Here is a 13,065-nt window from a genome sequence, read left to right as displayed (position 1 = left end):
TAACCCAACCGACGCCATCAGTGCACGCCGACCTGTCAGTATGCAAAACGTGGCTCCTGAAAATGCGCAGACTGTCGCCTACCCCGGACTAGGTTCCCGCCCGACGCGTCCCAACAGCGAAGTGTTGCCGCCGCACGTGATCGTGCTGTTCGGCGCGACCGGCGATCTGGCGAAACGGAAGCTGCTTCCGGGTCTGGCCTATCTGGAACAGTCATCGTTCAGCCCCGATATCCGGGTCGTCGCGACCTCTTTGGAGGACTACACCGACGAAGAATTCCTCGACCACGCCAAGAAGGCCATCGATGAGTTCGGCAGTCGCCACCCCACCGACGAGCAGTGGAAGAACTTCGCGAGCAAGGTGCATTACGTGCCGCAGAGCGCCGGCCCTGAAGCACTGGCCGCCGCCGTCGACGCCGCCGAGGCCGACCTGGGCCCCGAGGCCCGTCGGCTGCACTATCTGTCGGTGCCGCCCAAGGCCGCCGAGTCCGTCATCACGATGCTCAAGGACGCCGACCTGGTGAAGCGGTCCAAGGTGGTCATGGAAAAGCCGTTCGGCACCGACCTGGCGAGCGCGGTTGCGCTGAATGCGTTCGTGCACAGGACGTTCAAGGAAACCCAGATCTTCCGCATCGACCACTTTCTGGGCAAAGAGGCCGCGCAGAACATCCTGGCGTTCCGGTTCGCCAACGGCCTGTTCGAGCCGATCTGGAACCGCAACTTCATCGACCACATCCAGATCGACATCCCTGAGACGCTCGGCCTGGATCAACGGGCCAACTTCTATGAGAGCACCGGCGCCTTCAAGGACATGGTGGTCACCCACCTGCTCCAGGTGATGGCGTTCGTGGTGATGGAGCCACCGACGGCGCTGGAACCTCGGGCCATCAGCGAAGAGAAGAACAAGGTGTTCCGGTCGATGCTGCCGATCGATACCGCCGATGTGGTGCGCGGGCAGTACCAGGGCTACCGCGAAGAGAAGGGTGTGGCGCCGGATTCGGAAACAGAGACGTTCATCGCACTCAAGGTCGGGATCGACAACTGGCGCTGGGCCGGGGTGCCGATCTACCTACGCACCGGCAAGCGGCTGGCCGAGGGTCAGCGGATCATCTCGATCGCGTTCAAAGAAGCACCGCGCACCATGTTTCCGGCAGGCTCCGGGGTGGGCGCGCAAGGACCGGATCATCTGACCTTCGATCTGGCCGACGCATCGAAGGTGTCGTTGTCCTTCTACGGCAAGCGCCCCGGGCCGGGCATGCGGCTGGAGAAGCTCTCGATGCAGTTCTCCACGCAGGAGACCGCGGAGATCGCCGACGTCCTGGAGGCCTACGAGCGGCTGATCCTCGATGCCATGCGGGGCGATCACACGCTGTTCACCACCGCCGAAGGCATCGAGTCGCTGTGGGAGCGCTCCGAACCGCTGCTGCAAGACCCACCGGTAGTCAAGATGTACCCGCAGGGCACCTGGGGTCCCAACGCCATCCATCAGCTCATCGCGCCGAACGCCTGGCGCCTGCCGTTCGAACGGGCGTGGAGGGAGCATAGGGAGTAGCTCGCTCGTCACACCCGCCACTTCAGCTCGGCGGCGTCAGTGAAAACGGTTGATCAGCGGGATCTTTTCGATGATCCGGTCGCGCAGCCGTGGCGGGGGCGGCGGGGCGGGCGGCGGTGCGTAGACCGGCGGGGCCGGCGGCACATACGCGGGTTCCGGTGCGGGTGGGACGTAGGCCGGCTCGGGCACCGCGGCTGGTTCGACGGGAGCTGGAGCCGCCGGTACGTGCGCTCCAACCGTCTCCTGGACCGGCGGCGGGGCAACCGGGTGAGGCGCAGGAACAGCGGTGACTTTCGCGATCAACGGCGGGGCAGCCGGCCGCACGGAGGGCTCGACGGCACTGATGTTGTGCATCTCCGCCGACTCCGGGGTCAGTCGCAGCCCGAGTGCGAGCGACAACGAGACAACGAACACCACGACTGCGGCGGCCAGCATCGAAGACAGCACGGCGACACGGGAGAACAGCGGTTTCGCCGCGGTCACCGGTGCGGTGTTCGCGCCGCGGGCGGCAGCCAGTGCGACACCCCGGGTGAGGGCGAGGTCGGCCTCGTCGGCGGTGAAGACGGGACGCGCCGTCTCGTCGCGCAACACGGCCACGAGAGTGTCGGCGGCCTCGACGTCGGATCCGAGGACAAAGACCGCGTCGGGGCTCGGGCGCGCGCCGCGAACCGCGGCGCTGGCACGCTCCAGCAGCGCGGAGTCGATGCGTTCGGCGTGCACCCGCTGGTCGTTGACCGTCGCGACGAGCGCAGTCCCAGGTTCGGCAATGCACATGACGAGGAAGTTGTAGCCGGAGATCTCGGCGATGCCGCCGGCCAGTGCCTCGGCGGCCTCGACGTCAGAAACCTCGACCACGCGGGCCCCGCCGCCCAGCGCGTCGAGAGCCGCGCGCACCTTGGCGGCCACCGCGTCGGCGCCGGGCGACCAGGTCAGGCCAACAACATGCAGTTCACCGCCGACGAGTACGTTCTCCAGCAGCGCCTCGGCGTCGAACGTCCCGACGTCGGATATGTCCAGTGCCCCGCGGTCGACAGGTGCACCCTCGCCCGTGTTCCCGTCGACCAGCACCCACCGGACGACGCTCGATGTCATCGAGAGACCCAGTACGAGGTCCATTGATGACCTCCGATCGTTCGTCAATCGCACCTGAGGCTACCGGCACGGCGGGCCAGCTGCCGACTCGCCTGCGGATAGCCTGGCGACCGTCATTGCGTCGTCGTTCGACGGACTCGGGTGCTTGACGACCGGCTAAGTGAGATCAGCGCAGCGCGCTGCCCTGGATCCACTGGCCCCACGGCACGCTCCAGTCGCCGTTGTGTTGCAGGGTCAGCGGTTCGCCGCCGGTGTTGCGCACGTCGACGATGTCACCGGGCACGGAGAAGTCGAAGAACCACTTGGCGTTGTCGCTGTTGAGGTTCAGACAGCCGTGGCTGGTGTTGGTGTTGCCCTGGGCCCACACCGTCGCGTTGAGCTGGTGCAGGTAGATGCCGTCGGTGCTGATCCGGGTGGCGTACGGGATGGTTTCCTTGTAGCCCAGGCGGCTGTTGACGGGCAGGCCGAACGTAGAGGAATCCATGATCACCGGGTTGGCCTTGTCCATCACGGTGTAGATGCCGCGCGGGGTCCAGAAGCTGAGTGTGGTGCCGCCGATGGTCTCGGTGCCCCCCATGCCCATGGAGGTGGGCATGGTGCGGACCAGCTTGCCGTTCTCGAAGACGCTGACCTGTTTGGTCTTGTCATCGGCGATCGAGACGTGCGAGTCACCGATGGTGAACGACACCTTCTCGTCTTCGGCGCCGTAGAGGCCGTCGCCGAGTTTCGCGCCGTAGATGTCGGCGTTGACGGTCACCTGCGTGCCCGGCGCGTAGTACTTTTCCGGCCGCCAATGCGCGGTCTGATCGTCGATCCAGTTCCAGGCGCCGATGACCGGCGGGTTGGTGGTCACCTTGAGGCGCCGTTCGGCGTTGGCCTTGTCGGTGATGGGTTCGTCGAAGCGCGCGACGATCACCATGCCGACGCCGTACTTCCCGCCGTCCTGCAGCATTGCACCCGACGTGCCGTCGAGATACACCTGCGCCTGGTTGCTCGGGGTCAACGTGCTGAAGGTGGTGACCTGTCGGGTCGGCATGCCGCCGGGACCCGTGGCTGCGATCGTCATGGTGTAGGTGCGGCCGAATCCGAGCGTCGTCGTCGGCTTCCAGGTCTTGGCATCGGGGGTGAGGATGCCCGGGATCTGCTTGCCGCCGTCGTTGACCATCGTGACGGTGTCTAGCGTGCCGGTCTGGGCGGTCACCAGGACGCGCGCCAGCGGGTCGACGTCCTCGGCTTTGGGCTTCGGGGTGATCGTGAGTTTGGCCGGCTCGGTCGGCGACGCCTGCGGGACGCCAGGGGGCGCGGCGGCCAGCGTCTGGCAGTTCTCACCGCAGTCCGGCAGGGCGGTGACGACCACGCCGCCGAGCACGGCGAGCACGGCAAACATGACCGCGAGGCTGGCACGGCGAACAGACGTCAACGTCACTCCAATGTGTTTCCGGCGAGAGCCGTATCGATCGAGCGCCGATCGGGTGCGCTAATCCTAACCGGGGAGAGTCCTGTGTGGCGCGACAGGCGCGGCCTGTAGGCGAGTCGTGACGCCGTCGTTGTGTGGCCGAGCTTCGGTGCGCCGTGGTGGTGTCTGCGGAAGTGGTGGGCTCAGTGACCGGCCCGACTCGATTACTGATTTACCGCAGGTCGGCCATACCATCGCTGGCGAGATGACCGACAACGCCCTCGACACCCCGACCGTCACCGATACGCCGAAAGGCGACCGTGTCTCCGCGGAAGCGGCGCGCCGCAGAACCTTCGCCGTCATCAGCCACCCTGACGCCGGCAAGTCCACGCTGACCGAGGCGCTGGCGCTGCATGCCCGGGCCATCACCGAGGCCGGCGCGATCCACGGCAAGGCGGGCCGACGCTCCACAGTGTCGGACTGGATGGAGATGGAGAAAGCACGCGGCATCTCGATCACGTCGACCGCGCTGCAGTTCCCCTACCGCGACTGCGTCATCAACCTGTTGGACACTCCCGGCCACGCCGACTTCTCCGAGGACACCTACCGGGTGCTGACGGCCGTGGACTGTGCGGTGATGCTCATCGACGCGGCGAAGGGCCTCGAACCGCAGACCCTCAAACTCTTCCAGGTGTGTAAGCACCGGGGCATTCCGATCATCACCGTGATCAACAAGTGGGACCGGCCGGGGCGGCACGCCCTGGAACTGATGGACGAGATCCACGAACGGATCGGCCTGCGCACGACTCCCCTGACGTGGCCGGTCGGCATCGCCGGGGATTTCCAGGGTGTGATGGACCGCCGCAAGGGCCACTTCATCCGCTTCACCCGCACCGCGGGCGGGGCCACCATCGCTCCCGAGGAGCACATCTCCGCCGATGATGCCCACGACGCCGCAGGCATCGACTGGGACACCGCGGTCGAGGAGTCCGAGCTGCTGTCGGCAGACGGATCTGATTACGACCGCGAGGCGTTCCTCAGCGGCGAAGCTTCCCCGGTCCTGTTCACCTCGGCCGCGCTGAACTTCGGCGTGAACCAGTTGCTCGATGTTCTCGTCGAACTCGCACCCGCACCCTCCGGCGCCCTCGATGTCGATGGCGTGCGGAGGGTTCCGAACAGTCCGTTCAGTGCCTTCGTGTTCAAGGTGCAGGCCGGCATGGACTCGGCGCACCGCGACCGCATCGCCTACGCGCGCGTGGTTTCGGGAACGTTCGAACGCGGCGACGTGCTGACCCACGCCGCGACCGGCAAGCCGTTCGTCACCAAGTACGCGCAATCGGTGTTCGGCCAGCAGCGCTCGACGCTCGACGACGCCTGGCCCGGTGACGTCATCGGGCTCGCCAACGCCGCAGCCCTGCGCCCCGGTGACACGCTGTATCGCGATGTACCCGTGCAGTATCCGCCGATCCCCAGCTTCTCCCCCGAGCATTTCGCGGTGGCCCGCGGCACCGACCCCAGCAAGCACAAGCAGTTCCGCCGCGGCATCGAACAATTGGAGCAGGAAGGCGTCGTCCAGGTGCTGCGCTCCGACAAGCGCGGCGAGCAGGCCCCCGTGTTCGCCGCGGTCGGTCCCATGCAGTTCGAGGTGGCCGCGCATCGGATGGCCACCGAACTCAGCGCACCGATTTCCCTGGAATCCCTGCCCTATCAGGTGGCCCGCGTCGTCTCCCCGGAAGATGCTGACTTCGTGAATCGTCAAGTGTCAGCAGAGGTTCTGACGCGCACCGACGGAGTGATGCTCGTGCTCTTCTCGACGCCGTGGCGGCTTGAGGGCTTTCAGCGGGACAATCCCACCATCAAGCTCGGGTCATTGGTGGCGGCTGAGGGGTAGCAAGCCGCCAAGCCTCACACCAACGCCGTACCTTCGCGACGCATCAACCGCTCATCGGCATCATCGGGCGACGGCCCGGCATCGACGAATCCGTTGCGCACAGCCTGCACAGCGGCGTCGCCGACACCGCGTCCGCGAACAGCCGGTGCGACCCACATGGAGATCAATTCCACCGCCCCGCCAGCCTGCTCGTAGGCACCGACGATCCCGGCGGGTTCTCCATCACAATGAACGACGACATTGAGCGGAACTGTGGAAAATCGTTGGCGCCAGCGCTCTTCCGTGTCTCCTACGCCCGTCCACTCGGCCAACGTCGACCCGTACATATCGGGTGACTCCGCCAGCGCCTGCAGGCGGAGGTGACGCCAGAGCGGCCAGTCGTCGGCTTACAGAACTTGAGCGTGCATCACGTGGGATTCTCCCACCTGCCACACAACCGCCTTGAAGCCGTCAAAAGTTTGGCTCTTGTGACGTATCTGTGGGTGGTTGATTGCGCCTGAATGGCCGGACGCCGTTCTCGGTCTAGGTTTTTGGCTTGTCGAAGGTCAAAAACTCATAGAACGGAGAACGGCGTGCGGAATGCCAGCTTATGGCGTGCGGTGTTGTGCGTCCAGAACACGGTGATCGACGACGTCGAGTTCGATGAGGCAGCGCAGGTGGTTGTGGCCCATGTGCGGCCCCGTCGAGCAGCCCGGGGGCGGTGCGGAACCTGCGGTGCGCGGGCCCGCTGGTACGACCGCGGTCAGGGCCGGCGGCGCTGGCGCGCCCTGGACATGGGCACCATCGAGGTGTTCCTGGAAGCCGATATTCCGCGAGTCGACTGTGCTACCCACGGGCCGACGGTGTGTCAGGTCCCGTGGGCTCGGCACGGCGCCGGGCACACCCGCGCATTCGATCAGCAGGTGGCCTGGTTGGCTACCCACTGCTCCAAACGAGCGATCACCGAGCTGATGCGGATCGCTTGGCGCACCGTCGGATCGATCATCGCGCGGGTGTGGGCCGATACCGCCGCCGGGATCGACGCATTCGCCGACCTGACCCGGATCGGGATCGATGAGATCTCCTACAAACGCCACCACAAGTACCTGACCATCGTGGTCGACCATGACAGCGGCCGGCTGGTGTGGGCCAACACCGGCCGCGATCGGGCGACCGTGCGCGCCTTCTTCGATTCCCTGGAAGCCTCCGGTGCAGGTCGGTGCGCTCGGATCACCCATGTCAGCGCCGACGGGGCCGAATGGATCGCCGACGTGGTCGCCGATCGCTGCCCCGGCGCGATCCGCTGCGCTGACCCGTTTCATGTTGTCGGCTGGGCCAACGAGGCACTCGATGAGGTGCGTCGCCAGGCGTGGAACGCTGCCCGACGAGCAGGTCACACCCAGCGCCACGGGTGGGTCGCTGGCCGGCGTGTCACCGTGGCCACCGGAGAAGCGAAAGCCTTGAAGCGCACCAGGTTTGCGCTGTGGAAGAACCCGGAGAACCTGAGCGAGCGGCAACAGGCGAAACTGGAATGGATCGCCAAGACCGACCCTCGGCTCTACCGTGCCTACCTGCTCAAAGAAGCCCTACGCACGATCTTCAAACTGTCCGTGGACGAGGCCGCCGAAGCACTCGACAAATGGGTCTCCTGGGCGCGGCGCTGCCGCATCGAAGCATTCGTCTTGCTGCAACAACGCATCACCCGCCACCGCAGGCAGATCCTGGCCTCCATCGAACACGGACTATCCAACGGGCTCATCGAATCGGCCAACACCAAGATCCGACTCCTCACCCGCATAGCCTTCGGCTTCGCCACCCCCGAACCCCTGATCGCCCTAGCCATGCTCACCCTCGGAGGACACCGACAGCCCTACCCGGCCGTCAATGACCCACAGATACGTCACAAGAGCCAAAAGTTTTGACGTTGCTTCTCACCACGCATTGCCCAAGACGCTGCACTCTCACCTGTCAGCGCACCGGATACCATCAAGGCACCTCCGACAACCGGCGTTACTCGGCTTCTTTCCCACCGACCACGGCGTGGATGCGTCCCTGCGGTCAACCCCGTGTTCGTCGTAAGCCCGCAGAACCGCCCGCCGCAGCCTGCGTTGCACCGACCATTGCGCGTTCGGCTTCGTCTTGACCATGTGGCCGATCGTCGGATCAGCGATCACTTCATGCGCGGCATCGAGCGCCACCTGCTCGACGCGATCCACATCAGCGGTCAACGCCACCGGCACCTCGACCCGCGCCACGGCAAAATACTGACTCATGTTTCCCACCCGCGAGATTCCGCCGTTGCGGACGTACCAGAGGGTGCCGTCAATATCGCGCACAGTGGTGATCCGGAGTCCGACGCTCTGCACCTCCCCGGTCGCGTCGCCGAGGTCGACGGTGTCGCCTACGCCGTACTGATCCTCCAGCAGCATGAACACGCCGGTGACGAAGTCCTTGACCAAGTTCTGCGCGCTGCCCCCGCATGGGCATCGAAGAAACGTCGATTATCGAAACACCCTCTCGGGCAGAGAGTTAGCGATGAACCGGGCCAGGCGCAGACGCTTAGGCCCTCTCCGAGATCCAGACATTCGCAACCTGGCAGACCGCACCCCCACTTCCTCACGGTGCGTGGCCGAGGACGGACGATGCCTGATCGTGTCATGCCCGTGTCCCGATCACGCCGCGCCACCGCTACATAGCGCCTAACGTGTATCAGCGGGTCGCCGTGCGAGCCGTGTCGTCCTGTGCGCTGCAACCGAAAGGATGCCGAGTTGTCCACCGCAAGCCCGGTCACCCCCACCACACCGACATTGCGTGAACTGACTGTCCGCGGGATTCTGCTCGGCGGAGCGATCACCCTCGTATTCACGGCCGCCAACGTCTACCTCGGCCTCAAGGTCGGCCTGACATTCGCCACCGCCATCCCGGCCGCGGTGATCTCGATGGCGATCCTGCGCAATTTCGCCAATCACTCCATCGTGGAGAACAACATCGTGCAGACCGTCGCGTCGGCGGCGGGCACGCTCTCGGCGATCATCTTCGTGCTGCCCGGGCTCATCATGATCGGCTGGTGGACCGGATTCCCCTACTGGATCACCGTGGCCGTGTGCGCGGTCGGCGGCATCCTCGGCGTGATGTATTCCATCCCACTGCGCCGCGCCCTGGTGACCGGCTCGGATCTGCCCTATCCCGAAGGGCTTGCCGCCGCCGAAGTGCTCAAGGTCGGTGACAGCAGCGGCGGCGCCGAAGACAACCGTATGGGTATCCGGGTCATCATGCTCGGCGCAGTGGCCTCGGCCGTGTTCGGGCTGCTGGCCAACCTCAAGGTGCTGTCCAATTCGGTGGCCGTCTACTTCCGCGTCGGCTCGGGCGGCTCGATGTTCGGCGCCAGCCTGTCGCTGGCGCTGATCGGTGTGGGACATCTGGTCGGGATGACCGTCGGGGTGGCGATGCTCGTCGGGCTGGTCATCTCGTTCGGAATCATGCTGCCGATCCGCACCAGCGGAGGGTTCGGGACGGGTGAACCGCTGGCCGACGTCATCGATGGGGCGTTCGTGCACGACGTGCGATTCATCGGGGCCGGAGCGATCGCGGTGGCCGCGGTGTGGACGCTGCTGAAGATCCTGCGCCCCATCATCAGGGGCATCACCGACGCGCTGGCCTCCTCACGCAACCGGCGTCAGGGCCAGCTCGTCGACATCACCGAACGCGACATTCCGTTCCCCATCGTGGTGGGCACCGTGGTGGTGATGCTGGTCCCAATCGCCCTACTGCTGTGGGAATTCACCCGCGGCACCGCGCTGGAAGGCAGTGCCGCCGGGATCATCGTGGCGAGCCTGGTGTTCGTCTTCCTCATCGGTCTGGTGATCGCCGCGGTGTGCGGCTACATGGCCGGCCTGATCGGCTCTTCGAACAGCCCCATCTCCGGGGTGGGCATCCTGACGGTGCTCATCGCCGCGCTGGTGATCAAGCTGGTCTTCGGTCATACCAGCGACAGCCAGTCCACCGCGCTGGTGGCCTTCACGCTGTTCGTCACGGCAGTCACCTTTGGTGTGGCCACCATCTCCAACGACAATCTGCAGGACCTCAAGACCGGCCAACTGGTCGGCGCCACCCCGTGGAAACAGCAGGTGGCACTGGTGATCGGGGTGCTGTTCGGTTCCGCGATCATCCCGCCGGTGCTCGACCTGATGCAGCGCGCGTTCGGCTTTCTCGGTGCGCCCGGCGCCGGCGACAACGCCCTGGCCGCGCCACAAGCAGCGCTGATCTCATCGCTCACCAAAGGGGTGTTCGGCGGGAACCTGAACTGGTCGTTGATCGGACTCGGCGCGGCCATCGGGGTCGGCGTGATCATCGTCGACGAAATCCTCAACCGCACAACACGATTCGCCCTGCCACCGCTTGCCGTCGGGATGGGCATGTATCTGCCGATGAGCCTGACGCTGATCATCCCGCTCGGTGCCGTGCTGGGATTGTTCTACAACCGCTGGGCCGACCGCACCGGCGGAAATATCGAACGCAAGAAGCGCCTCGGGGTACTGCTGGCCACCGGCATGATTGTCGGCGAAAGCCTTTACGGCGTCGTCTTCGCCGGGTTCGTCGCCGGCACCGGCAGCGACGACCCGTTCTCGATTTTCTCCGGCAACACCGGCAACCTCGCCGAGATCATCGGCATCGTGGCATTCATGGCCGTCGTCTTGTGGATATACAAACGGACGCAGAAGATCTCGGGGCGTGACGAGGTGAAGGAGGTGAGGCCGTGATATTGCTCGATGAACCGGACATGGAAGGCGCACCCGATGAAAGACAGCGCTCCGCCGTACGACAGACCACCGCTATGGCCACATGACGACGTCCTCCACGCATTCTGGGTCGCACCCAATCTCTTGGCCGGCGAATACCCAGGCGCCACAACACGTGAGAAGGTCGCAACCAAGCTGCGCCTCCTGACCGAGGCCGGCGTCAGCACCATCATTGACCTGACCGCCGAACACGACGGCCTGACCCCGTACGACGACCAATTGCAGGCAGCGGCCCAACATGCGGGCCGCACAGTACGCCGGTTCACGCACCCCATCCCCGACTACGGCGTACTCGACCGCGCCGGCTACGACGCCATCCTCGAACGCATCCACACCGAGCTGGACGCGGGCCGAACGGTGTACGTGCACTGCCGGGGCGGTAAAGGCCGCACCAGCACGGTGATCGGATGCCTGCTCGCAGAGACCGGACTCAGCTATGAGCAAGTCATCGTCCGCATCACCGAACTCCGCTCAGGGACAAGGAAAGCTGCGTTTCCATGCCCAGAATCCGCGGCTCAGCACGACATCCTTCGAGAACGCTAGTCGCGGCTTCCGCAGATGCCAGTTGTCGATAGTTGCATCCCACAACGACGCACCTCGCTGCGCGTCGGACATCGCGGGACCGCTCACTTCCGCGGTTACTGATGAGGTGATTGTCGCTAACAGCCGGGCACCACGACACCCACACCCGCGCCGGGGCTCCTGGGCGCATGTGACTCCAGCGACCGGCAAGAGCCCGGACGCGCGTGGCGTCCGGGCTCCGACCAGAAGGGTTACTTGGCGTGGTTGCGCTGGTGGTGGTGATGCACCGAGGTTCCGGGCTGCGGGGTGTTGTGCTGATGCGGGAAGGCCTCGTGGTGGCTGACCGACGGGCCGTGGTTGGCCACCGAGGTCTCGGCGTGGGCCGAGGCGGCACCGAGGAAGATGACGGCCGGGGCGGCAGCGAGAACGAAACCGGCGGCGATGCGGCGGGCGATGGTCATGTCGACTCCTTTGTCAAGTAAGGCTTTTCGGAATTTCATCCGGTGTGTTCCGGCGTTGAAATAAGAATGCCGCACACAGCCGCCGCCAACCATCGACCAACCGGACCACGCACCAGACGAATTGCCTATCCCCCGATCGGGGGAACCCGGCGCGCGCCCGCATCTAGTCGTAAATGACGTCAAGCCCCCGCCGCCGAAGATCGGCCAACCCGTCCCGCATGGCTTGCAGCTGCTCCGGCGAATGCCCGACCCAATCCGTGATCTCACCGACGACCTTCACGGGCTCACGTGTCCGGTAGGAGTGGGTCGGGTTTCCGGGCAGCTTCTTGTCAGTCACGTTCGGATCGTCCTCCAGCGCTCCTTCGGGTTCCACGATGTAGATACGGCCCCGGCCCTTGCCGACCGCAAGCTCGGCACCCCACACCGCGGCATCCAATGTTCGGGTGACATAGACGTGGTTCATGATCCGTCCGGCTTCGTAATTCGACTCGCGTCCGGGCATCAACCGATCCCCCACCGCAAGATCGGCCTTGGTGCCGTGCAGGTACGCACCGGACGGATGCACTTCAAACGGTCTCGGCGTACTCGTCACAATATCCCCCATCAGCAGTTACTCAGGGCCGGACGATTGTGCAGCACACATGGGGCCTTGCCACAAGCCCCACCCCCGGCCCTATAGTGAGAGTGGGAGCACCGATTCCGGATTCTCTGGCGCCCAGCCAATCCGCGTGATCTGCCGATAGTTCCACCCACGCGCCAGCTCCGCCGAAGAAACGCTTCTCGACAACCTGCTGGGCGTCCCGGTATTCAACGCCCATACCGCCCAATTACTCACAGGCACAACCGATGCCAGTACCTACGCCGCCTGACCGATGCGGGCATTCTGGGGGTCCTCTCATCCGGTACCCGTAACCGGATCTGGGCCGCCAGTGACGTGCTGGCCGAACTCGATCTCCTCAGCGACACCATCGGCAGGCGCAGCAGGCTCAACGCCTGACTCGTGTCAGGACACGTCGGCACCGACCACCCACAAGTGAGCCCGGACGCGCGTGGCGTCCGGGCTCCGACCAGAAGGGTTACTTGGCGTGGTTGCGCTGGTGGTGGTGATGCACCGAGGTTCCGGGCTGGGGCACGTTGTGCTGGTGCGGGAAGGCCTCGTGATGGCTGACCGACGGGCCGTGGTTGGCCACCGAGGTCTCGGCGTGGGCCGAGGCGGCACCGAGGAAGATGACGGCCGGGGCGGCAGCGAGGACGAAACCGGCGGTGATGCGGCGGGCGATGGTCATGTCGACTCCTTTGTCAAGTAAGGCTTTTCGGAATTTCATCCGGTGTGTTCCGGCGTTGAAATAAGAATGCCGCACACAGCCGCCGCCAAC

General features: G+C 65.3%; 10 protein-coding genes and 3 pseudogenes. 6 read left to right on the top strand and 7 right to left on the bottom strand.

The genetic code is table 11. The features are described from left to right. Positions 1 to 40 precede the first annotated feature (40 nt). Positions 41 to 1,549, top strand: coding sequence for a glucose-6-phosphate dehydrogenase (zwf, locus tag B133_RS0100065; protein WP_018598665.1), 1,509 nt, complete (start codon positions 41 to 43; stop codon positions 1,547 to 1,549). A 36-nt stretch (positions 1,550 to 1,585) separates the two neighbouring features. Here zwf and B133_RS0100060 read toward each other — a convergent pair whose 3' ends face one another. Further along, on the bottom strand, positions 1,586 to 2,665 hold the full coding sequence (locus tag B133_RS0100060) for a hypothetical protein (protein WP_018598664.1): 1,080 nt from the start codon (positions 2,663 to 2,665) through the stop codon (positions 1,586 to 1,588). A gap of 142 nt (positions 2,666 to 2,807) precedes the next feature. After that, a complete protein-coding gene (locus B133_RS0100055; RefSeq protein WP_018598663.1) occupies positions 2,808 to 4,067 on the bottom strand; it encodes an Ig-like domain-containing protein in 1,260 nt (419 codons plus the stop codon). A 235-nt stretch (positions 4,068 to 4,302) separates the two neighbouring features. Here B133_RS0100055 and B133_RS0100050 point away from each other — a divergent pair, with 235 nt between their 5' ends. Next, positions 4,303 to 5,928: a peptide chain release factor 3 gene (locus B133_RS0100050; protein WP_018598662.1), complete on the top strand. Its 1,626-nt coding sequence runs from the start codon at positions 4,303 to 4,305 to the stop codon at positions 5,926 to 5,928. A 14-nt stretch (positions 5,929 to 5,942) separates the two neighbouring features. Here B133_RS0100050 and B133_RS22150 read toward each other — a convergent pair whose 3' ends face one another. Beyond that, the gene (locus tag B133_RS22150) at positions 5,943 to 6,254 is read right to left on the bottom strand and encodes a GNAT family N-acetyltransferase (RefSeq protein WP_018598661.1); all 312 of its coding nucleotides are present in this window, start codon (positions 6,252 to 6,254) and stop codon (positions 5,943 to 5,945) included. Positions 6,255 to 6,500: 246 nt separating this feature from the next. Between B133_RS22150 and B133_RS0100040 the strand changes: the two are divergent. Then, positions 6,501 to 7,795, top strand: a pseudogene (locus B133_RS0100040) (ISL3 family transposase). Between the two features lie 122 nt (positions 7,796 to 7,917). On the opposite strand, the pseudogene B133_RS22145 reads toward B133_RS0100040, so the two are convergent. Then, a pseudogene (locus B133_RS22145) lies at positions 7,918 to 8,384 on the bottom strand (mechanosensitive ion channel family protein); the annotation flags it as partial. Positions 8,385 to 8,675: 291 nt separating this feature from the next. Between B133_RS22145 and B133_RS0100030 the strand changes: the two are divergent. Together B133_RS0100030 and B133_RS23220 are read left to right on the top strand one after the other, a co-directional pair. Beyond that, entirely contained in the window at positions 8,676 to 10,667 is a 1,992-nt protein-coding gene (locus B133_RS0100030; RefSeq protein ID WP_026255787.1) for an OPT family oligopeptide transporter, read from the top strand. Between the two features lie 36 nt (positions 10,668 to 10,703). After that, positions 10,704 to 11,249 (top strand): tyrosine-protein phosphatase, encoded by a 546-nt coding sequence (locus tag B133_RS23220; RefSeq protein WP_018598658.1) that lies wholly within the window; start codon positions 10,704 to 10,706, stop codon positions 11,247 to 11,249. A gap of 230 nt (positions 11,250 to 11,479) precedes the next feature. Here the strand turns inward: B133_RS23220 and B133_RS0100015 are convergent, their stop codons facing one another. Both B133_RS0100015 and arr read right to left on the bottom strand, forming a co-directional pair. Then, a complete protein-coding gene (locus B133_RS0100015; protein ID WP_018598657.1) occupies positions 11,480 to 11,689 on the bottom strand; it encodes a hypothetical protein in 210 nt (69 codons plus the stop codon). 163 nt (positions 11,690 to 11,852) lie between these two features. After that, positions 11,853 to 12,293: an NAD(+)--rifampin ADP-ribosyltransferase gene (arr, locus tag B133_RS0100010; protein WP_051088013.1), complete on the bottom strand. Its 441-nt coding sequence runs from the start codon at positions 12,291 to 12,293 to the stop codon at positions 11,853 to 11,855. Positions 12,294 to 12,438: 145 nt separating this feature from the next. Here arr and B133_RS25225 point away from each other — a divergent pair. Next, positions 12,439 to 12,686, top strand: a pseudogene (locus B133_RS25225) (Fic family protein); the annotation flags it as partial. A gap of 79 nt (positions 12,687 to 12,765) precedes the next feature. Here the strand turns inward: B133_RS25225 and B133_RS0100005 are convergent. After that, the gene (locus tag B133_RS0100005; RefSeq protein WP_026255785.1) at positions 12,766 to 12,975 is read right to left on the bottom strand and encodes a hypothetical protein; all 210 of its coding nucleotides are present in this window, start codon (positions 12,973 to 12,975) and stop codon (positions 12,766 to 12,768) included. Positions 12,976 to 13,065: the final 90 nt, after the last annotated feature.

The organism is Mycobacterium sp. 155 (genome assembly GCF_000373905.1).
In the GTDB taxonomy this organism is placed as follows: Bacteria; Actinomycetota; Actinomycetes; order Mycobacteriales; family Mycobacteriaceae; genus Mycobacterium.
Note: the sequence above shows the minus strand (reverse complement) of the source record. Positions and strands in the feature narration are given on the sequence as shown.